Origin of the sequence: Halobaculum litoreum (assembly GCF_030127125.1) — an archaeon.
Lineage (GTDB): Archaea > Halobacteriota > Halobacteria > Halobacteriales > Haloferacaceae > Halobaculum > Halobaculum litoreum.
Map to the genome: position 1 here is coordinate 26,454 of NZ_CP126156.1, position 22,646 is coordinate 49,099.

Annotated in this window: 29 protein-coding genes; 20 read left to right on the forward strand and 9 right to left on the reverse strand. The window is 63.2% G+C overall.

What is annotated here, in order from left to right; all coding sequences use genetic code 11:
• Positions 1-4: 4 nt before the first annotated feature.
• From P0R35_RS00135 to P0R35_RS00155, 5 genes are read right to left on the reverse strand one after another with little or no spacing between them, the layout of a single operon-like run.
• Positions 5-583: a J domain-containing protein gene (locus tag P0R35_RS00135; protein ID WP_284013190.1), complete on the reverse strand. Its 579-nt coding sequence runs from the start codon at positions 581-583 to the stop codon at positions 5-7.
• 6 nt (positions 584-589) lie between these two features.
• Positions 590-892, reverse strand: coding sequence for a hypothetical protein (locus P0R35_RS00140; protein ID WP_284013238.1), 303 nt, complete (start codon positions 890-892; stop codon positions 590-592).
• Positions 889-1,101 (reverse strand): hypothetical protein, encoded by a 213-nt coding sequence (locus P0R35_RS00145; RefSeq protein WP_284013239.1) that lies wholly within the window; start codon positions 1,099-1,101, stop codon positions 889-891. Before P0R35_RS00145 ends, P0R35_RS00140 begins: the two co-directional genes overlap by 4 nt.
• A complete protein-coding gene (locus P0R35_RS00150) occupies positions 1,068-1,418 on the reverse strand; it encodes a hypothetical protein (protein ID WP_284013240.1) in 351 nt (116 codons plus the stop codon). The genes P0R35_RS00145 and P0R35_RS00150 overlap by 34 nt, the downstream gene beginning before the upstream one ends.
• Positions 1,415-1,687, reverse strand: a complete 273-nt coding sequence (locus tag P0R35_RS00155; protein WP_284013193.1) for a hypothetical protein — start codon at positions 1,685-1,687, stop codon at positions 1,415-1,417. The genes P0R35_RS00150 and P0R35_RS00155 overlap by 4 nt, the downstream gene beginning before the upstream one ends.
• Positions 1,688-2,117: 430 nt before the next feature.
• Here P0R35_RS00155 and P0R35_RS00160 point away from each other — a divergent pair, with 430 nt between their 5' ends.
• Entirely contained in the window at positions 2,118-2,375 is a 258-nt protein-coding gene (locus P0R35_RS00160; protein ID WP_284013194.1) for a winged-helix domain-containing protein, read from the forward strand.
• A 108-nt stretch (positions 2,376-2,483) separates the two neighbouring features.
• On the opposite strand, the gene P0R35_RS00165 is transcribed toward P0R35_RS00160, so the two are convergent.
• On the reverse strand, positions 2,484-2,735 hold the full coding sequence (locus P0R35_RS00165) for a hypothetical protein (protein WP_284013195.1): 252 nt from the start codon (positions 2,733-2,735) through the stop codon (positions 2,484-2,486).
• A 314-nt stretch (positions 2,736-3,049) separates the two neighbouring features.
• On the opposite strand from P0R35_RS00165, the gene P0R35_RS00170 reads away from it, so the two are divergent.
• Together P0R35_RS00170 and P0R35_RS00175 are read left to right on the forward strand one after the other, a co-directional pair.
• On the forward strand, positions 3,050-3,238 hold the full coding sequence (locus P0R35_RS00170) for a hypothetical protein (RefSeq protein ID WP_284013196.1): 189 nt from the start codon (positions 3,050-3,052) through the stop codon (positions 3,236-3,238).
• Positions 3,223-6,558 carry an Eco57I restriction-modification methylase domain-containing protein gene (locus P0R35_RS00175; protein WP_284013241.1) on the forward strand — a complete coding sequence of 1,112 codons (3,336 nt, stop codon included), beginning with the start codon at positions 3,223-3,225 and terminating at the stop codon, positions 6,556-6,558. The genes P0R35_RS00170 and P0R35_RS00175 overlap by 16 nt, the downstream gene beginning before the upstream one ends.
• A gap of 263 nt (positions 6,559-6,821) precedes the next feature.
• On the opposite strand, the gene P0R35_RS00180 is transcribed toward P0R35_RS00175, so the two are convergent.
• On the reverse strand, positions 6,822-7,835 hold the full coding sequence (locus tag P0R35_RS00180) for a Cdc6/Cdc18 family protein (RefSeq protein ID WP_321170435.1): 1,014 nt from the start codon (positions 7,833-7,835) through the stop codon (positions 6,822-6,824).
• Positions 7,820-8,176 carry a hypothetical protein gene (locus tag P0R35_RS00185; RefSeq protein ID WP_284013242.1) on the reverse strand — a complete coding sequence of 119 codons (357 nt, stop codon included), beginning with the start codon at positions 8,174-8,176 and terminating at the stop codon, positions 7,820-7,822. The genes P0R35_RS00180 and P0R35_RS00185 overlap by 16 nt, the downstream gene beginning before the upstream one ends.
• Positions 8,177-8,606: 430 nt before the next feature.
• Between P0R35_RS00185 and P0R35_RS00190 the strand changes: the two genes are divergently transcribed.
• From P0R35_RS00190 to P0R35_RS00205, 4 genes are all read left to right on the forward strand, one after another.
• Complete coding sequence (locus P0R35_RS00190; RefSeq protein WP_284013202.1) at positions 8,607-9,065, forward strand: hypothetical protein; 459 nt, start codon at positions 8,607-8,609, stop codon at positions 9,063-9,065.
• Positions 9,066-9,307: 242 nt separating this feature from the next.
• Complete coding sequence (locus tag P0R35_RS00195; RefSeq protein ID WP_284013243.1) at positions 9,308-9,577, forward strand: DUF7386 family protein; 270 nt, start codon at positions 9,308-9,310, stop codon at positions 9,575-9,577.
• 178 nt (positions 9,578-9,755) lie between these two features.
• On the forward strand, positions 9,756-10,367 hold the full coding sequence (locus P0R35_RS00200) for a hypothetical protein (protein ID WP_284013244.1): 612 nt from the start codon (positions 9,756-9,758) through the stop codon (positions 10,365-10,367).
• Positions 10,368-10,386: 19 nt separating this feature from the next.
• On the forward strand, positions 10,387-10,881 hold the full coding sequence (locus P0R35_RS00205) for a hypothetical protein (protein WP_284013245.1): 495 nt from the start codon (positions 10,387-10,389) through the stop codon (positions 10,879-10,881).
• Between the two features lie 262 nt (positions 10,882-11,143).
• Here the strand turns inward: P0R35_RS00205 and P0R35_RS00210 are convergent, their stop codons facing one another.
• Positions 11,144-11,446: a DUF8053 family protein gene (locus P0R35_RS00210; protein ID WP_284013246.1), complete on the reverse strand. Its 303-nt coding sequence runs from the start codon at positions 11,444-11,446 to the stop codon at positions 11,144-11,146.
• A 154-nt stretch (positions 11,447-11,600) separates the two neighbouring features.
• Between P0R35_RS00210 and P0R35_RS16460 the strand changes: the two genes are divergently transcribed.
• The 13 genes from P0R35_RS16460 (at position 11,601) to P0R35_RS00270 (ending at position 22,557) form a co-directional block, all read left to right on the forward strand.
• On the forward strand, positions 11,601-11,843 hold the full coding sequence (locus P0R35_RS16460; RefSeq protein WP_432765016.1) for a twin-arginine translocation signal domain-containing protein: 243 nt from the start codon (positions 11,601-11,603) through the stop codon (positions 11,841-11,843).
• A 17-nt stretch (positions 11,844-11,860) separates the two neighbouring features.
• Positions 11,861-13,216 carry a hypothetical protein gene (locus tag P0R35_RS00215; RefSeq protein ID WP_284013247.1) on the forward strand — a complete coding sequence of 452 codons (1,356 nt, stop codon included), beginning with the start codon at positions 11,861-11,863 and terminating at the stop codon, positions 13,214-13,216.
• Positions 13,216-13,752, forward strand: a complete 537-nt coding sequence (locus P0R35_RS00220; RefSeq protein WP_284013207.1) for a hypothetical protein — start codon at positions 13,216-13,218, stop codon at positions 13,750-13,752. Before P0R35_RS00215 ends, P0R35_RS00220 begins: the two co-directional genes overlap by 1 nt.
• Positions 13,753-13,755: 3 nt before the next feature.
• Complete coding sequence (locus tag P0R35_RS00225; RefSeq protein WP_284013248.1) at positions 13,756-14,106, forward strand: hypothetical protein; 351 nt, start codon at positions 13,756-13,758, stop codon at positions 14,104-14,106.
• Positions 14,107-14,245: 139 nt separating this feature from the next.
• Positions 14,246-14,554 (forward strand): hypothetical protein, encoded by a 309-nt coding sequence (locus P0R35_RS00230; RefSeq protein WP_284013209.1) that lies wholly within the window; start codon positions 14,246-14,248, stop codon positions 14,552-14,554.
• On the forward strand, positions 14,551-14,796 hold the full coding sequence (locus tag P0R35_RS00235; RefSeq protein WP_284013210.1) for a hypothetical protein: 246 nt from the start codon (positions 14,551-14,553) through the stop codon (positions 14,794-14,796). The genes P0R35_RS00230 and P0R35_RS00235 overlap by 4 nt, the downstream gene beginning before the upstream one ends.
• Positions 14,797-14,869: 73 nt before the next feature.
• Positions 14,870-15,286 (forward strand): hypothetical protein, encoded by a 417-nt coding sequence (locus P0R35_RS00240; protein ID WP_284013249.1) that lies wholly within the window; start codon positions 14,870-14,872, stop codon positions 15,284-15,286.
• Positions 15,287-15,621: 335 nt separating this feature from the next.
• Positions 15,622-17,136 (forward strand): hypothetical protein, encoded by a 1,515-nt coding sequence (locus P0R35_RS00245; RefSeq protein ID WP_284013250.1) that lies wholly within the window; start codon positions 15,622-15,624, stop codon positions 17,134-17,136.
• Positions 17,129-18,040, forward strand: a complete 912-nt coding sequence (locus P0R35_RS00250; protein ID WP_284013251.1) for a hypothetical protein — start codon at positions 17,129-17,131, stop codon at positions 18,038-18,040. The genes P0R35_RS00245 and P0R35_RS00250 overlap by 8 nt, the downstream gene beginning before the upstream one ends.
• Positions 18,041-18,266: 226 nt before the next feature.
• Positions 18,267-19,367 carry an ATP-binding protein gene (locus P0R35_RS00255; RefSeq protein ID WP_284013252.1) on the forward strand — a complete coding sequence of 367 codons (1,101 nt, stop codon included), beginning with the start codon at positions 18,267-18,269 and terminating at the stop codon, positions 19,365-19,367.
• 559 nt (positions 19,368-19,926) lie between these two features.
• The gene (locus P0R35_RS00260; protein WP_284013253.1) at positions 19,927-21,951 is read left to right on the forward strand and encodes a hypothetical protein; all 2,025 of its coding nucleotides are present in this window, start codon (positions 19,927-19,929) and stop codon (positions 21,949-21,951) included.
• A gap of 17 nt (positions 21,952-21,968) precedes the next feature.
• Positions 21,969-22,274, forward strand: a complete 306-nt coding sequence (locus P0R35_RS00265) for a hypothetical protein (RefSeq protein ID WP_284013254.1) — start codon at positions 21,969-21,971, stop codon at positions 22,272-22,274.
• Between the two features lies 1 nt (position 22,275).
• A complete protein-coding gene (locus P0R35_RS00270) occupies positions 22,276-22,557 on the forward strand; it encodes a hypothetical protein (protein ID WP_284013218.1) in 282 nt (93 codons plus the stop codon).
• Positions 22,558-22,646: the final 89 nt, after the last annotated feature.

The window sequence follows — 22,646 nt, forward strand, 5'->3', positions numbered from 1 at the left end:
GCGATCACTCACCGAGCATCACCTCCTTCGCCCGCTTCACGCGCTTGAACTCGTCCTCGGATCCGTCCGGAGTGTCGGGGTGGACCTCCGTGACGAGATCCCGGTAGGCGTCCCGGACCGCTCCGTCGTCGGCGTCCGCCGAGACACCCAACACCTCGTGGGCGGGAACGCGGGCCGGAGCCGCTCCCTCGTCGCCCGGCGGGAGTCGCGCCGCCGCGAACTCCGCGTCACCCGTTTGAACGGGGCGCTGTCCGCGCATCCGCGTCTCGTGGATCCACTTGTAGACCCAGCGGACGTTGTCCCGAAGCCGCGGGCTGGCGTCGCACGCGACGGCGTACTGTTCGCCGTCCATGCTCCAGCGGAGAACGAACCCCGGATCGTCGGGACTCGCGTTGTGGAGCGGAAGCCCGTTCGACTTCGTGTGTTGGTTTCCGATGGACGCGCGCCAGTCGTCGGCGTCGAGGCGGTCCATCTCCGCCGCGAGTTCCTTCGTCGTGTCCGCGAGGGACGCGCGGAAGCTCCGGTTACGCTCGCGCTGACGGGGCGGTGTCCGGTCCCAACCGGCGGGCCAGTCGAGACTCACCGTTCCTCACCCCCAGCGTGTCCAGCGCCTCGCGGGCTGCGCGGCGTCCGCGACGTTCGCCCGCTCCACGAGTTCCCGGACGAGTTCGTCCTTCTCGCGGCGCTCCGGATCCCGGTGGACCGTCGGCCACGGGACGCCTCGGACCTCCGTCCAGAGTTCGTACATGGCCTCACGGTCCAGCCGGACGACGACGCGCTCGCCGCCCTCCGTCGCGAACCGGAGCGTCCACGGCTCCGGCTCCGCCCCCAGCGGTCCGTAGGTGACGGACGCGGCGCGACCGACGGTGAACCGCTCCACGTCCAGCGTCACCGGCCGTCACCTCCGTCCTCCGCGACCTCGACACGGTAGGTCCGCGCATCCTCACCGTAGGGCTTCACCGTCACCTCGCGGATCCCGATCCCCTCGTTCACGACGCGCCGGCCGTCCGCTTCGAGGCTCCGGCGGTCGATCAGGGGATAGCGGTCGCGGTCCGCGCCGCGCGGCTTCACGTCGACCGTCGCGCCGCGGGCGCGGAACACGACGCCGTCGGAGACGTCGGCGTCCGCCGGAACCTCCAGCCGTCACCGTCCAGCGTCAGCGTCCGGTCCGCGGTTCCGCCGTCGAGGGCGACCCCGAGGGCGGCGTCCTTCTCCCCACGACCCGCGAGCGTCACCGCGGCGACGTGGGTCCGCCGTTCGCCACACCGGGGGCACCCGGCTTGGACGAGACGGTGACGCGAGTCCGTGTCCACCGTCGCGCCGTCGTCGCGGACGACCGGGTAGACGCGGACCGTCTGTTCGTTCCCGCAGATACGGCACACGTAGCCGACTCCAGCGGTGACGTCCACGTCGGTCACGCCGACTCACCTCCGGTCGCCTCGTCGTCTCCAGCATCCTCCCGCGGGATCGCGGTGGCGAAATGGCCGGTTTCGCGTCGGTGGTCGCCCGCCACTTCTTGGGCGGCCTTCGACTCCGCGAACCACCCGACGGCTTCACACCCGTCGTCACACCACGCGACGAACTCGGCGTCCTCGGGATCGACTCCGCCGCCGTCCGCCGCGACCCGCCGGCTGGGTTCTCCGTCGGGCGAGTCGTCGAGGACGAACGCGATCTCGCGGAGCGTCACGGCCGCGGCGTCGAACCCGCACGGCGCCAGCGTCGTCCGTCCGGGGCCGGCCGACGTCAGGCCGTGGTCCGCGAGCGGGCGTCCACAGTCGGGACAGTCGGTTCTCTCGGAAAGCGGTGCGTCCTCTCGTTCGGGGGTTTGATGGCCCCCATAGCGTCGTCGTACATGGCTTTCGTGCCTCGATCACGAAGGCCCGCGCGGGCCGGCGTCCCAAGCGCCGGGTCCGCAAACTTCTGCGAATAGGGACCCATCGGGGAGCGACGGGTCCGCGAAGTGCCTTCGTTACAACCCTGTGAGAACAGAGGGTGCTTAAGTCTTAGCACATATCTGCTATTGATATAGCGAATATGTGCCACCACCGTCCCCGAACCTCCAGTAATAAAGGGACTGAACTGGCTGTAATAGCCGAATGCGACCCCGGCCGGAGTGGATGTCGTTGAACGACTCCGTCGTGCTTGAATTCCTATCTGAGCACGATCTTGAGCTTCCGCCGAAGTCCGTGTACGTGAATTTGAATCGCCATGGACACGACATCGGGTACTCGACAGTCCGTCTCCGGCTGAACACACTGGAAGAACATGGACTGTTGAGGAAGGCAGACTCCGGATATTACGAGGTAAGTCAGAAGGGGCGGCTCTGGCTCGACGATGAACTCGATGCTTCCGACCTCGAGGACGACGGAGAATGAGATACGGATACCCACTCTCCGCCAAGCTGTTCATCGCCCTCGTGTTCGGCGGCACGTTCGCGCTGCTGGCGCTGGTACTCTTCTGGCTCTGAGTCGCGGCCATCCGACTCACTCCGTGATCACGTCGAGGTGCAGTCCGAGCCGCTGGACCGTCGCCTCACACCACGCCGGGACGAAGCCGGCACCCTCGTAGATCGCTTCCTCCTCGTCGGTGACGCGGAATCGTTCGCGGTCGTTCCCGCGATGGAGCGTCAGCCTGACCTCGTCGGACCGATACGCCTCTTCATCGATGCTGAACCGGATCTCCGGCGCGTCGTCGTCGGTGTCCTGGGGGGACAGGACGCGATCTCTCGTCGACATCGAGCGAACGGAGTACCGTTTCGGGTTTGAATAGGTGAGAGAAGCCGACTATCTTTCAGGGCTCAAGAACAGAATCACCATACAGCGTCGACCCACCGATCCACTTCCGGACAAACAGCCCTCAAATTCCGGCACTTCCGGACACGAATATTGTGACACACCCCGTTTCCGGCAGATGAGAGTTGTGATATTCTGCGATCCTGACAACTCGGTTAGGGCGTGCTGAATACAGGGCGCTCTTTCATCGTGGTGGGGTACTCTTTCGAGAAGTTATAAGGTATGTTGGATGGACCCTCAGCCAACGAGACTTCATTATGACCACGGACGAGATTCGTTCTGATCTGGAGAATTTTGTAGACGATCTCTACCGACGGTTGAACTCGCGCGAGTTGCAGGAGGTTCTGGACGGCGACATTCGTCGGGAATTGACTGGCGATGATCTCGGCCTGATGACTCTGAATTTACTGGATATCCGCCCGAACGATGGTTGGAGCGGCACCTGATTGAATACGTTCTTGATGATCTCGGGTTGGATTGGGAACCCCAGCCTTACGGCCGTGACGATGACAGACCGGACTTCGAGGTTCGCGGCGTCGGCGTTGCGTTGATGGGCGAGAACAAGTCGATGAACAAGATTGACGAAGCCATCTCGGATATGGAGGCATACCTCGTCAACAAGGCGATTGGGCCAGACTACGGTATCGCCACCGATGGGATCGAGTGGCACCTGATTCGCATCGAGATTGGTGGCGACTTCGCTGACTACCAGACCATCCGCGAGTTGGACTTTCGTCCGGTTCTGCAGGCCATCGCAGCAGGCGGGTACGTGGACTTCGATGTCGACGTGGATGTTGACGGGGAAATTGAGTCCTTCTGGGACGTGTTTGCCGAGGAGCACCTTACGAGCCTGCTCACTGAGACTGCGCCACGCGAGCTACGCGACACACGCCGCCGCGGCATTGAGGACTTCTTCGATTTGTACATCGAGTTACTGTTCGGTCAAGGGAAGGGGGACTACGAGTACAAGACGAATTTGATGGAGGACATAGTGGCCCCGCGTGGGGCCTCGGAGAGTGAGAAGAGGGTATTCGCGATCACACTCGTGAACCGGCTGTTCTTCATCAAGTTCCTCGAGGATAAGGGAGTGTTCGATGAGAACGATTTCCTTCTGAAGCGGGTTGAGGCGTACCACGAGTACGAGGGGGAAATCGCCGGGAACCTTTACGAATCCCAGATCAAGCCGCTGTTCTACAAACTGCTGAACACGCCGCGTCCGGAGCGCGAACCCAAGTACCGGATGGGGTGGTTCGACGACGTCGACTACCTGAACGGCGGCCTGTTCCGTGAGAACGTGTCGAACGAGCAGGAGTACGTGGTGAAGGACAGGGTCCTCCCAACCCTCATTGAAGACTTGATTCACCACCAACCTGGGGACGGCGACGGTGGTCTTGACCCCTCAATGATCGGCTCGGTCTTCGAGAAAACCATTACCCACCTCGAGTACGAGCGCGATCAACAGGACATCGGGGCCTACTATACGCCGAACGATGTGACTCGAATGATCACCCGGCAAACGGTTGACCCGAAAGTAAAGGACGAGTTGGTGGACGTGTACGGTGAGTATTCTGGCGTCGAGAAAGACGCGTTCGCCACTCGTCACGAAGACACGTCCCTACAGGAGATGCTGCGCCACGTAGAAGATAGAGAGGGATGGTTTGGAGACCCCGATGCCACCGAGGACGCGCTCGAGAGGATTAGCAATCTCAGAGTGCTTGACCCTGCGTGTGGGAGCGGTCACTTCCTCACAACTGCGATGGACGAGCTTCACCGCGTCCAGATGAGTCTGCTGCGGGGGTTGAACGGAGGAGACGAACCAGATGGTGGGACGGTCTTCGAAGAGAAGAAACAACTCGCGCTCAACTCGATCTACGGCGTCGATGCCGAACCTGTCGGGTGCGAGATTGCGAAGCTGCGCGTATGGTTGAAGATCGTTGAGGGCGGGTGGGACGATGACTACGGCCGTCTTCCGAATATCGACGTGAACATCTCGTCCGGGAATTCACTGATCGGTCTCCCAATCGCGGGCACGACGACGGCTTCACTCGACATTTCTGACGTGTACGAGACGATTGATGAGGTGCTGGAGCGTCGGATAGAGTACAAGTACGAGGAGGCGGCCGGTGAGAGGTTGGAGATTGAACGTCTTGAAGAGGAAATTCAACCTGCCCTCAATCGCGAGTTGTTGCGACAGTTGAACTTCGAGTTTGAGACCGAGGTTGAAGACGTGACCGAGTTCGATGACGTGGTGGCGTCAATTGACGACGATCTGCTGCACTCGCAGGTGTCGTCGGTGAAGGTGCAACGCGAGGACGACAAGGCACTTACCGACGAACAGTTAGAGCGACTCGATGAGGCCGGTTTCGACTACGATGAGTGGCGAGATGTGAACAAGAGCGCGAGATTGGACGTGAAGGAGCGCGAGCAGTCTAACGGCCACGACGACGAGGATTGGAACACGAAGGAATCTATCGTCGAGGATTTGCGAGGAATGTTGGGGGACGGATTCGTTTTTGACGAGTTCGTGCGCCGGCCGCTGGAGTATGACTTCGGGAATATCTTCGGCGAGCCTTTCCACTGGTTCGCGGAGTTCCCCGAGGTGTCGCCACGGTACGGCGAGGAGGGTGAAGGTAGCAGTCGAACGCTCAACTTCGACTTGATCCTCGGAAACCCACCTTACGGGGACATCATGGGACAGAGTGAGAAGGTGTTGACTGACACCTACGACACGGGTGGTATCAACGACACGGCGGCGCAGTTTGTCGAGCGACAATTGCAGTTGCTTGACGACGGGGGATACTTCGGGAACATCACGACACTCCGACTCGTTTACCAGTCTAATCTCAAGCCCGTTCACGACAAGATGCGCGAGACGATGCCGGAGACGCTCATCTCGTGCTTCGCCAGCCGCCCCACATCAGTCTTCGAGAATGCCGAGGTGCGGGCGTCCATCATCACGGGGAAGAAGACAAACTCCGAGGAGAGTGGCGAGATTCGAACAAGCGAGTTCGTGCGGATGAATAGCGACAACCGCGAGCAAGTGCTGTCGAACACGATTGATTACCACGCCGTCGAGGGGTACGAGTTGGGTGAGAAGATCGGCGTTCACGACTCGAGGTACTCGATGCCGAAACTGGGGCCACAAGCGCACGTCGATTTGATTGAGACGTTGCGGCAGAAGTCGATAGGAGATGATGGCGAGGTATTCCGCGACCGTGAGCAGGACAGCGAGACGCCGCACGTCGTGTGGCGGAGCTACCACCCACGGTATTGGTGCAACCCGTATCTGGAGAACATCTACCCCGCCGGCGAGAAGCCCCGGGATTTCGAACCGATGTACTTCGAGTCCGAGTTAGAGCGGCGCACAGTGTTCTGTGTGATGCAGTCGTCGCTGTTCTACCTGTACTGGATGACGTACGGGAACGAGCGTGACCTGAACTGGGGACGAGTGCGGGCGTTCCCGATGCCGAGTGATGAGGATATGGAGGATCACCGAGACCGCATCAAGGAGCTGTCCAAGTCGCTGTGGAACGGAATGGAGCGCATGTTCGAATCGGAGGGCGTGATTCACGCGGTGCAGTTCAAGCCGATCGTGAACGAGATTGATGAGTTGGTGGGTAAGTTGTACGGTCTCAACGACGAGATGGTGGAGTATCTTCAGAACTATCACGCGGAATATGGCCGCGGGTTGAGGGACAGTGACTCGGCGTCGTTGGATGAGTTCCTCGATGAGGAGGAGCGTGAGGCCGTAGCGACCGACGATTAGAATGGACGACGTGGGGAGCGTGTGATATGAGACGATACAGCCCGACACCACTCCCTTGGCGGTGATTGAGTCATAAGCCGCGATAGGAGATGGTCGAACAGTCAGATGCAGCAGTCTAAATCGAACGATTTGGCCCACCGTCTGTTAGCGACTGAGGGTTTCAACAGAGCCGTCAGGATAAAGCGTGATCACGTTACTGAACTCACACTCTATATTCAGAACGAGACTTATGTCAACTCGGAGGGTCAGCAGAGCCAGTAGCTCTACTCAGCGGCGTCAATGGACAGATACCGCGTCCCCCTCCCGCTTCCCTTCTTCCGGATACACCCGTACCGTACGAGGACGTTCAGATACCGGCGGCGGTCGCGACCGTGCGCGTCCGGGTACTCCACCTCGAAGAGGTCGGCTAGCTCCCCAGCCCGTATCTCGCCTGCGTCGTCGATCATGTGCTTCAACAGTCGATGCGGCGTGTCCAGGCGCTCCACATTGTACCGGCGGATCGACTCCATCGCCGGTTCGCGGACGTCGGCGATCAGCGCCGGCGTGACTCGCTCGTCCCGCGACTTTCCCTCCAAGTACGCCTCTCGGAGGATCGAGATCGCCTCACGAGCGTTGCCGGCGGCGGTGTCCGCGATCAGCTCCAGCGTCCCGTCCGTGATCCCGGACAGGTCGCCCGCGTCGACGCGCGCCTGGAGGATGTCGACGAGTTCCGACTGACTGTACCGGCTGAGTTCGATGTGCGGGCCGGTGCGGAGTCGCGACGGCGTCGCGGCGTCGAGGCGTGCGGCGAACCGCTCGTATTCGTGGACGACGAACAGCGGCGTCACGCCGTCCGCCTCGAACAGCACGTGCGGAAGGTGTTCGTCCTCGATGTGTTCCGCCTCGTCGAGCGTGAGGACGATCGGCGAGTCGGCGTCCTCCATCTGCGCGAGGTACGACGACGCGGCGTCCGCCTTCGGTGACGAGCGGGTTTTGAGTCCGGCGTCGACCAACGCCTCTTCGAGGATCGCGGCGCGCGAGCGCGTCCGGAGGCAGTCGACGTGCGCGGTGTTTACCGCCGTCTCCCGGCGAAGTTCGCGGACGGCGAACCGCGAGACGGCCGTCTTGCCCGCGCCGGTCGGCCCCGAGATACAGATCGGGTACGCTGGGCGGTCCGAGCGCAGCGGGTCCAGGGCGTTCGCGAGCTGCCCAAGCGCGGCGTCGCGGTGGGGCATCCGCTCGGGGACGCGGTCGAGTTCCAGGACCCGCGGGACGGATGTACTCACTCCGCCCGCCATTGGTGCCGCGGGTGAATCCAATCCCAATCCTCGAGGTCGACTTCCGCGAAGTAGTCCTCGCGACCGGCGTACCGGATCTCCTCGGGCGCGTCCCGGGCGAGGTCGTCGACGCCGTCGGCGTCGAATCCCGCGGCGACCACATGGTTCCAGAAGTAGTCCCAGAAGAGGGCGACCTCGCACTCGTTCACGAGGCCGAGCAGTTCGTAGCGCCCTTCGTCGGCATCGGTGAGGTGGCGGGTCAGCGTGATCGCTTCGCTCGGGGAGCGGTGTTCGGCGATCGTCCACGCGAGTTCCCCTTTCACGTGAGTAAAGAGGCCGTGTTTCGGGGTTGACTTTGACATCAACTCGTTACCAACACGGTTTGGTATTAGAAGCGAGCCAAGGGCGGAGTGTAAGTAGAGGCACCCGGATGCGGGGGTGTTTCCCTTGTGAAAGTGATGCCTTATCACGAAAATGGTAGTCGGTGGCTGTAAATCACCTAATAAGCGCTTAGCGCAATATCAGTAGCAAGTTCGGTGTATTCTTAACACACATACCTACAAGAGTATGATTATGGAGTCAGGCGTTCTCATGCAATTGGCTTTCGGCCGGAGTCTCGTTTTTGTTTCGTATATATTACTGCCCGGATATATCGCATATAAGATGTTTTTGCGGGCGAGTATTGATAAAGATAGTTTTGCCCAGTACGACCGGATTTTCCTGACATCTATCTTTGGTGCGGTCTCATTGATATCATACGCATTACTTCATAAGCTAAATTTGGGGGCTTGGATGGACTTCATCCTCAGTAACAATGGAATTTGGTGGTCGTGGGAAGTATTCGGGTCTCGGCGAATTCTACTATCTGAATTGGGATCAAATTCTATAATTGACTTCGGATTCGGTCTATCAGGACAGGTAATTATTATCTCAATGGTAGGTTATGCAGTCGGAACCCTCTACGCCAGACATGATTTGAGAAGTCACAGAAGTGAACCCTGGGAGACTCTGCTACAGAATGCAATGGTTGGTAGTGGAGTTGAGGTTGTGATGACTGATGGAACTACTGTTACTGGAAGATTAGTCCGTATTGGAATTAACTCATCTGAAAATGATCTGCTTATTCGTCCGGAAGAAACTGATTCACCAGACGAGACACAGGGGGGTGTCATCTACATAAATTCCGACAATTTGAGCCAACTCCGACTATTTGAACCAGTAGGTCCTACGGTAGTTGATCTCACTGAGTGAAACACGGGGTCGCGCGCCAATGTCACGGGGATCCTCGATGTATGCACGCCGGCCGTATGCACACCCCTTACGAGCGGGGGTCCTCGTGCATACATCCGGACGGTCGCTCGCGTCGAGTCCGCAGCCGAGCGGCCGCGCGGGTGGGGGTATATAATGCGCGACCCGTCCAGTAACTCCAGATCGACGCGATCCGGACTCCGCTCATACATACGGTTATAAACGGGGGAGGTCAGCCGCCGAATATGGGCACCGACCGAACGACCCTACGTCTCTCGGACGAACGGAAACGACTGCTGGACCAAGCCGCCGGGATCGTCGCGGACGGCGACGACGACCCGCCGCGGTCCGACGTGATCGACGCGGCGTTGACCCACCTCGTCCAATCGGCGCGGAACGTTGAGGACGCGAGGCAGGACTACGACCCGCGCACGATCCAAGATATCGCGAACACTGACGTTCTCGGGCTGTACTACCGGACGAGTATCGAAAGTCGGTGGCGCTGGACAAATTGATTTCAGACGGAATAGTGGCAGGTCTGAATCCGTCAATCCAGGATGGGACTGTGAGGCGTGGTGTGCTGGATACCGTGGTTTTCGAGAACTCGCGCTCCTCACACCGAACCGAAGTAGTTGGATGCAGCGTAAATTATCACGCGGCAATTTAACATAAGGAACTGGCAAGGCTTAGATCATGGACGAGCGGTTCCACGACGCATATCAACAAATTTGGAAACGGCCCGGAACCGACGAAGTACGTGTAAAAATGGGCCGGGGATCCGTGTTCAAGAGGAATCTACACGGAGCCATTCGAGATCTTGGACTTGAAAGAGACTATCACCGAATCACAAATAGTGGTCTATTTAACAAATTCGCCGATGGCCTCATTGAAATAGCCGAAACCCACGGAACAAACCTCACTGAAGACGAGTTCAATGCTCACTTTCAAACTAAGAAGGAAGAAATTTTCTCGGATTGGTTAGGAGCACCACCAGCCACGTACACGGTGGTTTTCCCAATTATGATTCGGAGCAAACACTTCCCGGATGAAGTCAAACTCTACGAGTCAAAAGCAGAGCAGATCGACGAAGCCCGATGGGAACATTATCTCACAGCGGCCGAGAATGACGATGATTCTGATTTTGGTTCTTTCCTTGATGCACTACCTAATGACTACTCTGACCACCCGCTGAAACGGCGTGAATGGACTTTCTTGATGGTCGAAATTAATGCTCGGGATCAGTCCTACGCGTTACGCAGGGTTTCGGGCTGTCGAAACGCGCTTCGCCGAGATGAATTTCTTTGAAGAATTGTGGACCGCAGGTATGCCACGACCGGGAAATTCGACCCGTCCTCCCTACGAGAAGTGGACTAGACATCAAGAACCACCATTCTACCTCATATTTCAGGAAGGGAATTTCGTTTCGCATCGGCCAATGGATTTCGATTATCGACGGACAGTGGGTCGGTTCCACTTCAACCATACAGATAATGTTGATACAATAAGTGATATCCCGACATTCGATTACGATGCTGACAAAGGAACTTATGAAGGATATCTCATCAGTGCTCTACTTGCGTACCAAGATGGGATAACCGAACGGTCTGTCCGGCAATCGTTCTTCAGTTTTTGGAGAGGTATTGAGATCCTCACAAACACCAGTAACTATTCGAATGCTGGCGATTTTGACAAAATGGTTGACCGTGCTGAGTTCGCGTTATCGTATCATCATGACGGTGACGACTCGCTTCGTCCCGAATTGAAGCGTGCAATCGATGAGATAGAAGAGAAACGCCACAGCTGGTTCATGAAGGGCTGAAGACCGAGATACATCAGGGGCACCGCAATGGGGCAAAATTACTACTAGACGGGTTGTTACTCCTATACATCGACAAATTCGGCCAATGGGATCTTGAGGATATGTCCTCTTTCCTAAATTACGGAGTCGAATATCAAGAAAAGGTTCATTTCTTCACAACCTTGCTGAAGGATCTATCGTAGGGGAACCACAATTAATAACTATGTGATGAGGGACTCGCGTCAATATTCCTCTCCCTTAGCGAAACATATTACCAACTGGATTACAAGCGGATCCACTCGCGATTAATCTGCTCGTGAGACTCGACCTGAAGTAGCATCGTTCTCCAAGAGGATCTGCCCGGCGACCCGCCGGATCGGCGCGCACTCGTGCGAGCCGGGACGTATCCGTCCTCGGGGACGCGCACGAGGTACGTCCGCTCTCCCAGCCGCTCGGTGAACGCCGTCGTGTTCTCGGGAAGGTCGCCCTCGTCGTCGAGGATCCCGTCCCGCTCCAGAAAGTCCGACCGCTCCAGCACGATCCCGACCGAGTCGGTCCCGATCTTCCGTAGCTGTCTGTGTGGCATATTCGGCGGCTACCCTCGGGGTGTGATAAAACCCCGCCCGAGGGGAGGGCACCCCAAGGGGACCCCCACGGGGAACCCGCTGTTCAAGTCAGGGTATTAGTGAGGGGGAGGGTTCGCCGCCCGTATCGGCCCGCGGTCGGCCGACGGAGAACCTATGACTGCGAAACGCGGGGCTGACGCCCCCACGACGGACGGTGAATCGGACGGAACGACTCTCGCGGACCGGCGCACGTTCATCAAGGGCGTAGGCGCGACAGCCGCGACGCTCGCGACGGCCGGAGCGCGAGCGCCCAAGAGACGACAACCGCGGACGGACCGGAGTGGACGACGGGACGCGACGGCCTCGCGTGGTCCTCGGACTACGTCCAAGACCCGTACATCGCGGAGGGGACGCTGACGCGCGCCCGGCACCGCATGGAGTGGGGCGCGGACGACGACGCCCTCACCGCCTACGAGGACGACAGCGGCGAGAAGGCCATGCTCCCGGGCTACGTCCCGCGCGAGGACACGGAGAACGTCGTGACGCTACGGGCGGACAAGTTCGACTTTCAGGGAGGGCGCGAGTTCCCGCGTGGAGAGAAGTACGACGCGGACAGCGACGGGGACGCTGACGAGGACGTGTCCGCCCTCGACCAGACGCATTGGTCCACGACCGACGCGACGAACGGGACCGTCTCCGTGTCGAACGCGGACCTCGACGTGGAGAAGGCGCTGACGGTGTCCTCGTCGTCCGTGGCGGGCGGCGAGACGGTGACGGCGGCGTTCTCGGACTTCGCCCTCTCGGACGCGGCGGAGAAGCGGTACCTGCAATTCGTCGTGAACGTCGAGGCGCTGACCTCGGGGGCGACGGTGGAGGTGGCGGTCCTCGACGACGACGGAGACGAGAAGGTCGTATCCGCGTCCCCGGGCGCGGACACGTCCACGGCGTCCGTGTTCGCGGCCGCGACCGGATCCGGAATCGTCCTCCAGCAACGCCTCGCGGACCTCACGACGAACGCGAACGGGGACGGGACGTTCGACTCCCTCGACAGCGTCGAGGTCCGCATCAAGGACGCGGACGCGACGGTGACGTTCACCGCGCTGGACGTGGAGCGCAAGTCCCGGTGGACGTTCGGGTCGTACCTCGCGAACGAGGACACCGACTCGGAGGAACGAACCAAGCGGTACGAACCGGGTCCGGGGGACTTCACCGTCACCGGGCTGGACACGCTGGGGGACGTCCTCGGGGCGGACTCGGCTGTGATCCACGACGTCACCCAGCCGTTCCGGTACACGCTGGCGGACTCGACGCTGGACTACATGTTCCGGTTCGTGGAGGCGACGGACTACCCGGGGTATGACTACGTGTTCGAGCAACGCGGGAAGGTCATGGTCCCGACAGCTATCGACCTCACCCACTCGGGCCTCACGTTCATGGACGAGGTCGCGGTCCCGCCGGGTCGCTACAAGTCGGTGTGGACGCTCGCGGGCGTCGAGGACACCGAGTTCGCGGACATGGACGAGGACTCGAAGGTGTACCACGGCGGGGCCTACGACTCGGAGGGGAAGGACGCGGAACTCCGCAGCTCCGTGACGGCGGACACGGTGTTCGCTTACGGGGCGGACCTTCTCGTCACCGAGGCGAACATGGACACGGCGGCGTCCGAGGGCGGAATGGGCGGCGGCGGGGCCGCTCCGTCCGAGAAGAAGGACGGGGGCATGTGGATCTTCGGCGGCGTGTTCGCCGGGATCGCGGCGTTCGTCGCGGCGCTCCGGAGTGGGTGGGCGTAATGTCCGCCGCGGATCGGTTCCGGGCGACGCTCGCGGTGGTGTGGCTTCTCGCCACGACGTCGCGGGCGTGGCTCGCGGCGCGTCTCTCCCTCCCCCGCATCCGGGGGGTGTTCGTCGCAAGCGGGCGCGACCGGGCACAAGCGAACCCGAGAAAGACGGCGGCGGCGGCGGCTGGGATCGTCTCCAGCGTCGGCCTCGTCGGCCTCGTGGAGCAGTATGGGGTCGGGGGCATCGGCTACGCGATCATCCTCGAAACTATCAGCGCGATCCAATCGTTCGGCGGGACTATCACGGCCCCGTTCCGGGCGTTCGGGTCGGGACTCGCGGACCTCGTGGCGGCCGCGTTCCCGGTGCGGATCGTGAACGAGGCGGCGGACTTCACGGCCTTTTCCATCACGCGGGGTGAGTGGTCCATCTTCGGGCCGTTCACCTTCGCGGTGGGCGTGGCGGCGACGCTCGCGGGGCTGTGGGTGTTCCTCGAAATCATCCGCCGGATCGACCTGTCCCTGTTCGGGGCGCTACTGGACCGGAGGTAGCGAATGGGCGCGAGCATTGGGGGCGTCGAGGTCGTGAAGGGGACCCGCGTGAAGTGGGGACTCCTCGGTTCGATCCTCGTGGGTGGGCCGCTCTACGCCTACTTTGAGGGTGTGATCGGCCTCGTGCAACTCGTCGGCGGCGGGATCGGCGCGGGACTCGACGGTGTCGAGTGGTTCGTGTCGGAACTCGTCGGTGGCGTGTTCTCCGGTGTGACGGGGAGTATCGGTTCGGCGTGGGCGGGGTTCCTCGTGGGCGTCCGGTTCGCTGGACCGGGGGCGTTCGCGGTGACGGTCGGCGCTACAATGCTCACGCTGTTCCTGTTCGTTTGGGGGGTGAGTCGGGTCCGTGGCTAAGAGAGACACGGGCGGCGGTGGCGGTAGCGGTGTCCTCTCGCGGCCGGGGTCCTCGTCCGATGGGTCGTCCAGCGGCGGATCCGGCGGCGGGGGAACCGTCCCGTCGTGGGTGTTCAACCCGCGAGCGAAAATCCTCTCGGTGGTCCTGTCGTTCCTCGTGGGCGGGTTCGCGGCGGTGAACCGGACGCTGACGGGGACGGTGGCGACCGTCACCGGAGAGGTCCGAGGCGCGTTCCGGGACGCCGGCCTCGCGGTGGAGCGGGCGTTCGCGTCGGGGGGCCTCGCGGTCCTCGACGCGCAAGCGACGGTGAACCGAGCGATAGCTGGGGCGGCTGGGGACGCCGGCCTCGCGGCGCCGCTCGTGATAGCGATCCTGTTCGCTGTCGCGGCGGCGGCGACGTTCGCGGCGCTCCGGGCGCTCTTGAACGGGGTGAAGTGGGTCACATGAAGCGAGAACTCGGGGCGTTCGTCGGCGGGCTGGGGACGGTAGTCGCGACGCTGTGGCACTTCGGGATCGCGAACATCGCGGAACTCCAGTCGGTTCTCATCCCGCTGGCGTTCACGGTCGCGCCACGAGTCCCGTATCTCGACGCGGCGACGCTCCAGAAGGCGGCGGTATCGGTGACGGTCGTGTTCATCGTGTTCACGGCCGGGAAGATAGCGGCGGACGCGGCTCGGAGGTTCAACTAATCATGCACGACGGCACGGACAGCGGACGGAGTATCGACCGAAGCGACGACGCGGTCCGGGAGGTGTTCGGGCTGTGATCGTGTTGCAGCTCCGGATCCTCGGATGGCTGGGGACGCTCGGGATCCTCGGGACGGTCGCGCTCGTGGCGGTCCTCGGAATCGGGACGTTCGCGTTCTTCCGGTGGCGGGAGGGCGACAGCCGGTCCGCGCGGCGCCGGACGGAACGGACGTCGAGGTGGGCGGCGGGCGGCCTCGTGTCGGCCGGCCTCGGTGTCCTCGCGGCGTTCATGGGCTTCTTCGACGTGTTCGCGGACGGCCTCGGACAAGCGGTCGGCCTCGTCGGAACTCCGGCGGGTGGGACGCTCGCGTCGCTGGGGGTCGGAGCGGTGACGTCCTACGCCCTCGGAGCGGCGGCTGACCTCCCGGTGACGTCGGCGCTCGTGGCGGGGACGCTCGTGTTCCTCGTGGCGCTGGGGGTGTCGAGGTCGTGAACCACGCGAGGGCCGCGAGGACCGCCGCCGCCGCGGTTCTCGTCCTTTCGACGGTCGTGGTCGGGTTCGGTGGCGGCGTCGCGTCGGCCGCGACGGACGCCCGTGGTCCGGGTGTCACCGCCCAAGTGAACGAGACGGCGACGAACACGACGGAGGGCTACACGGTCCGGGGCCTCTCGCGGACGCTCCGGTTCGACGCTCCGGCGTCGGTCCGTCCGTGGGGCGACATGGGTCAGATATGGCTCCGACACGTCCCGGTCGGGCTACTCACACCGAACGACCCGGCGAACGCTTCGCGCTACGTGCGGCCGTATACGACGGTCCAGCGGAAGGCTGTGTACCTCGGGAGTTACCGGGGCTGGACGGCTGACCCGCTGGACCTCACGGTCCGGATCGTGACGTGGAATAAGGGGACACGCGTCGAGAACTCGTCCTCGGGTCGGCGTGTCGTCGAGGTCCCGCGGAACGTCACCGTCAGCGACGTCTCGGTGACGCTCCCGGGTGGCGGCTACGACCGCGCGAAGGTCGAACTCCCGCGGTTCTACGACACGTCCAAGCGGGTGACGATGTGGGTGGTCGGACACCGTGAGACGACACAATGGACGTTCCGTCTCAAGACCTCGAAGGCCACCCAATCGGTGCCTATCGGGTCCCTCGGCGGCGTTATCAAGTGGTCGCTGTTCAATATCTTCATCTACGTCCTCGGGGTGGCGGGCGGCCTCGTCGTCCTCGACGCGAAGGTCATGCGGAAGGTCGGGAAGGGTCCCCAATGGGGGGCGCTGGAGTACGGGTTCCTCGGGTTCGCGTCGCTGTTCCTCGGGGGGTTCGTGTTCTACGCGGGTATCATGGACACGCTCGCGCGCCGTCCGCAGCTCCTCGGTGTCCTCGGGGGCGTGTTCATCGGCGGACTCGTCCTCTACGCCATGTCGGGGACCGGCGAGCGGTCGCTGTTCCTCCAGCCGCGCGCGGAGACGGGTGAGGTGCTACCCGACGGGTCGGGGACGTGGTGGTGGGCGAATCGCGTGCATACTGTCGTCGAGCGGGAGAAGGACGGGAAGAAGGTGATCCCGCGGTCGGGCTGGCTCCCGTTCCTCGCGCGGGCATGGCCGTTCGTGGACGCGACGCCGGTCATGGAGTTCTCCGCGTCGGAGCAACGGAAACTGGAGGCTCCACCGGAGGACTTCACCCTCCCGGACGAGGACGAGTCCTCGGTATGGGACCGGATCCGGACGCGGATCGAAGGGCGTCCGGGAGAGGGTGACGAGTTCGATACGATCTACCTCGTGGACCCGCTCGCGGACGACGTCGTCCAGTACGACGAGGAAACGTTTGAGTGGGCGTTCCCGTCGCTCGTGTCGTTCCCGGAGGACGAGGATTCGGGAACGTGGGTCCGCGGCGTCCCGCTCCCGTCTATCGCGTTCGGGAAGATAGTGGGCGGGACGACGGTCGTGGTCCTCGCGGGCGCTGTCGTGACGCTGTCCCTCGCGTCGGTCGGCTGGGGGATCGTCGCTGGGGGCGTGGCGCTTCTCGCCCTCGTGACGCGGCCCGTCGAGGGGTCCGCTCGCGTCGAACTCGCGCCCGCGGCGTTCGACAGCGTCCTCGGAAACGTGGTCCGGACGCTGGAGGGCTATTCCGAGAGGGCGGACGCGGACCACTTCCGCGAGAAGTACCACGAGTCGGACGCGCTCCGTCGCGTCGAGAGGGTCCGCGAGCGGGAGCGGGACACCGAGACGGTGTTCGGGACGCTCGCGGAACGTCTCGCGCCGGAGGAACCGAACCCGGATGCGGGTGGGCCGCGTCCACGCAGCTCCGACGAGGCGGTCCCGCCGCGAGGTGAAGCGGATGATTAAGTCCGGGTTCGACGTCGAGGACGCCCCCTCGGAGACGGACGACGTCGGGGCGTCGTCAGATACGACGACGGACACCGGGGCCGCACGACCGGCGGAGTTCGACCGCGAGGCGGTGGATCGTCTCCAGCGGTCGCTTCCGGAGACGACGAACCTCCGGCCGGCTATCCAGAAACTCACGTCGGACCATGTGGACCTACTCGGGTCGTTCGTGGACGGGTTCGACAGTCGGCGGGAGTTCATCCGCTGGGGACAGCGGGCCGTGATCCTCACGCTGGGGGAACTCTCCGGCGAGTGGGTCGCGGACCGCGCGTTCGCGGGGCTGGACCTCTCGGTCCTCGTTACGTCGCCCGCCCGCGAGCGGTGGGTGGACGACGTCGAGGAACTACAACCACCGGACCGGGCGGCTGACATGCGCCGGGGTGTGGTGGCGACGGACCTCACGCCGGCATGTTCGGCGGCGGTCCGGCGGCTTCGGTGGTCGGCGGTGGAGTACGTGTCCGACGAGGACGACACGCTCCAGCCGGATCCGGACGTCCAGCAACACCCGGGGATGCGGCCGTCGCTGACGGAGGTCCACGAGCGTCAGCGGTGGGCGCTGGACCGGGCGCTGGAGGGGTTCGACTCCCTCGACGCGCTGTCCGTGTGGGGACAGCGCCTCACCGAAGCGTCCTACGCGGAGGTCCCGGACGACCTTCTCACGCGGGTGACGGTGGACGAGGCGGAGACGTCGAGGCGCTACCTCGTCGTGTCGCCTCACGACGCGGACCACGGGCCGTTCTTCCGGGAGTCGTTCGCGGCGGAGTTCCTACTGCCCGCGTTCGCTCGCGCGGCCCGGAAGGTGGCAAAGCGGGCTGGAGAACTCGCGGAACAGGAGACGACGGAGACGACGGACAAGCGGATGTGAAAACATGACTTGGAAAAACATCTCGACGCTGACGGACCTCGAACCCCGGACGGATACGGGGACGTGGCTGGGGACGTCGCGTCACACCGACGCGGACAGTATCCGGCGGCATTTCAGCATGCCCGCCTACGACGAATCGGTCTTTGACTACCCGCGGGTCGTTCCGGGCTGTCTCAAGCACGCGAGAGACAACAGCGCCCACTCCGCGGCTGGAGGGACGGACTTCATGGCTATCGGGCCGCCGGGGGCCGGCAAGTCCACGCACGCGCTGGAGTGGTCCACGCGGCTACTGGAGGTGAACAATCGCCCCGGCATGTCCGAGGCGGTCGTGTGGCGGGGGTCCACGTCGCGGTCCGAGTGGGTCCCGCTCGCGCCGTGGGCGACGGTGTGCCTCCCGGCGTCGTGCGACGTCGAGGCGCGGCTGGAGTCCACGAACTCCGCGGGTTCTCGGTCGGTCGCGCTGGAGGACGTCGTCCGGGAGGTCCGGTACTACGAGGATCCGCGGGATCTCTTTGAGAATCACGTCCAGCCGGGCAAGTTCCACGTCGTCTATCCGGACCCGCAAATGCGGGGCTGTCAAGAGGTCTACGAGGATTGCCCGTATGAGTACGAACTGGAGTTCTCGGACGGGGACCCGGTACAGCATTGGTGGACGGCGGCGGTCCTCGCGCGGGTCCACAGCGGCCCGTACCACTTCTTCGTCTCGTTCATCATTGACGAGATAGGGGACGTCATCCCGCAAGAGGCGTCTAAGGACGCCTACTCGTCGTATGAGAAGATCCTACTGTTCCGAGACACCTACGCGGACGCTCGCAAGTTCGGGGTGTCGGTGTTCGGGTACGGTCACTCGGACGTAGACTTTCACGAGAAGGTGAAGCGCAAGGTCCGCTGGAGGATCACGATGAACGGGACGGCGAACCCGACGCGGGCGTCCCAAGTGGTCGGCGTCGGGAACGTCCCGATGAACACGGACCTCACCTCTCACCTCAAGACCGGCAAGTGCGTGATGTGGACGGAGCAACGGTTCTGCTACCCGCTCGCGTGGGGAGATATTCCGAAACCGACGGACGAGGAACTGCGTGTCCGCCTCGTCCCGCGCGTTCCGAAGGACCCGGCTGACGCGGACGCGGCTTCGCGCGAGGACGAACGCGACGCCCGCAGCTCCAGCGACGACGCGGGGGCGGGTGACGGACCCGCGCAAGCGTCGCTGGACGACGTCGAGGCGGCGACGGACGGGGGGTCGGTGGTCGCTGATCGCGCTGATCGATCCTCGTCGACGTCGGAGGGTGCTACTCTCGACGCGACCGGAGGGGGTGGTTCCTCGTGAGACGGCCGGATCCGCGCGGACGTCTCGGTTCGCTGATGCGATACGCGCGCGCGTGTGTCGAGTCGTATGGGCGCAACCCCCCGGGGGGTGAGGATCGGGCCTCTCGCGCGGCCGCTGTCGCGCTGTCCGCGCTCGTGATCGTGGGCATGTTCGCGCCCGTGTTCGCGGCCGGTACTGCGGGCGCGTCCTCGTCCGGGTTCGTGGGCGTTCCGGACGCGAACGTCCACGAGGACTTGCCCGCGGGCGCTGACGTGGGCGTGTCCGTGTCGGGCTGCGTGGTTCGACCATGTCGTCCCGCCACGCCTCGACGCTGGAGGTGACGCTGACGACGCCGTCGAGGGCGTCGGACTACCTCGACAACTCCAGCGCGGTCCTCGGGGGCGACAGCGACGGCCTCGCGCTGGTTATCTCGGACGCGACGAACCACGAGGGGCGCGAGGTCGCGCTTCCGCTGACGGCGGTGAAAGGCGCGCTGGGGTACGTTCCGGACCTCGTCCACGGCGTCCACGACGACGGATCCAAGTGGACGCGGCCGGTCCGCGAAGAATCGGGCCTCTTGGTGTTCGAGGTCCCGCATTTCTCGGATAACGCGGTGACGTTCGAGTCCAGCGTCTCGGTGGCGGCGTCCCCGGCGACGAACGGGACGTCTCTCTCGTGGGGCCTTTCGGACCTCGACGCGGCGTCCGACGTCTCGGTAAACTTGACGGGCGTGAGTAACACCGAGTGGGATAATCAAACGTTCCTGAGTATGGGCGACGGTGATAGCAGGTCGGTTTCTGTCGCGGGGAGCGCTCCGCCGACTGGACCGAACGGCTCGCCGTCGATCACAGTCACAGCGTCAGAACTTGAGGCCGCGACGACCGCGGAGAGTAAGTCCGGCTTCTTCATGGTCGCAGGTTGGGACGATAATCAGGACACGTATGTAAATTCTGAAATGAAGTTTACAAACGCCCCGGATACGGCGTCAAGCATCACCGTCGATATCGAATATACGTACGCAAATGTGGACTCGAATGATGGAGTCTATTTCGACGTATATCTCGTGAAAGAGGCACCTGATGGCGTGTACGCGGAGGGAACACGAGTCGCGGATAATGCCAAGTGGATGCCGGAGGACGGGGCCGGGAATCTCACGATTCCGTTCGACAGTCCGCAGAACCTCGACGCGGGTGCGAACTACACGATAGAGTTTGTAACCACGACCACGACGCAATCGGGGCCGAATAATCAGCAGGCGTTCGCTCTCCACATCGACAACAACAAGCCTCAGACTGACTGGTCTACCAAGACAACCGACGGGGTAAGCCATGGATACCCGACTCACGTGTATTGGGGCGCGAAAGCGGCGAGCAACGTCGCTGTTTCCGCCGACGACGGGACCGAGGTGACACTCGGTGATTTCTCACAGGGAGAATCCAAGTCGACAAACTTCCCAATCGGGCGGGACGCGACTCAAATCACCACAACCACCGGCTCGGGTTCCGTGGCGGTCGAATTGGCTGTTCAGGAAAAGACGGAGACGGTCGATCCCGGCGTGGAATTGGGCAACTGTTCGGAGTCGTACCCGGGAACCCTCGCGGCTGGAGAGACGGCGACGCTGACGCTGAACTCGTCGTGTCTCTCGGAGACGAACGAACTGAATGTCACCGTCGGGGGCGACCTCTCGGCGGACGCTCCGGCCCCGCAAGTCGGCGTGGTCGCGGAACACACCGCGGCGTCGAATCAGACGGTGGACTACGCGGGCGACGCATGGTCCGAGCGGTACAACGTCAGCAAGACGTGGGCGGACTCGCGGGCGGACGCGCGGCTTGTGATCCCGTTCGCGTCGAACGTCGTGTCCATCCGGGACGTCGAGTTCCGGACGAACTCGTCCTCGTGGACGGGGACGTCGAACTACGAACTCGACGGGACGACGCTGACGGTGAACCTCGGGTCCGTGGACGCTGGAGAGACGACACACGTCCGGGTGAACGGGTCGCGGGTTCGCGTCGAGAACGGGTCCATCACGGTGACGTCTCCGACGCTCGCGGGGAACTCGCTGGACACGGAGTTCCGGATGGACTCGTGGTCCGAGTCGTCGTATATCGCGGTCGGCGGGTCCGCCTCGGGGGAGTTCGTCCATCACCTCATGTCGGAGTCGTGGGCGTCTCCGTCCGAGTCCGTCGTCGTCGAGGCGGGCGGCAAGCAACGGATCTACGCGCCGAAGGCTCCGGAGGGCGGGACGGCCCGCGCCCGGACGATCCCCGTCGAGGTCCAGCCGGAGAACGGCGTCCGCGTTTCGGTGACGGATCCGACGCAACCGAGTTTCGAGGTCGGGCCGGCTTCGGCGTCGGGCGACGCTTACGGCGTCGTCTATCACGACACCGTCACCGGAGACACCTACCGCCTCGTCTCGGAGACTCGCGACGGCTACGTGATTGACGAGGCGACAGCGTCGTCTCCGGTGACGTTCACGGACCCGGAGGACGACACGGAGCTACTGTCCGTCGTGAAGGCGAACGAAACCGCCGGGTCGGCTGGCGGCGGTGGCGGCGGCGGGGGTGGCGGCGCAGCCCGGCGGAGGTTCGGCGCGCTGGAGGGCTGACGTCGTCGCCCCTCGTCGTGGGTCCGCTCGGTGTCGCCCTCGTCCTCGGGGCGTTCATCGTCTCGCGGCGGACGCGGATCCCGATATGGGCGACCGCGCCCGCGTCCGGGATCGCGTTCGTCGTGGTCCTCGAAACGCTCGCGCCGGGGACGGTGTCGGGCGTGGTTCGTCGGCTCGGCGTCGAGGTCGCGTCCGGGATCGGCCAAGTGTCCAGCGCCCTCGTCCTCGCGGGCGGGGCTGTGGCGCTGTGGGGCGTCTACCGTCTCGTCAAGCGGTTCACGCGGAAGGACCAAGTCGCGCTGACGCTCCGGCGAGGGTCCTGATATGGTCCCGCTGTTCGTCCCGGGCCTCGACTTGGCGGACCTGGGGATGAAACTCGTCCAGACGGGCGGGATCGGCGCGTTCATCCTGATAGCGGGTCGGATGGTCCGCCGGGCTAAGGGCCTCACCGCCTACGTATGGCTGTTCGGCGGGTTCCTCACGCTCATGGGCGTGTTCATCGCGTCGGGTGTCCTCGACGTGGACGTCCAGCGAATCGTCCAGATAGCGCGCTGGGGTGGAGACGGTGTCCGGATCCTCGGGCGCGTCGTGGGGGCCGCGGTGTGAGTTTCTGCGACTGCGCGGCCCGCGCGTTCTACGCGGCTGTGGGCTTGGGACTACTCGCAGTCCTCGTCCTCCACAACACGTGTTGAACG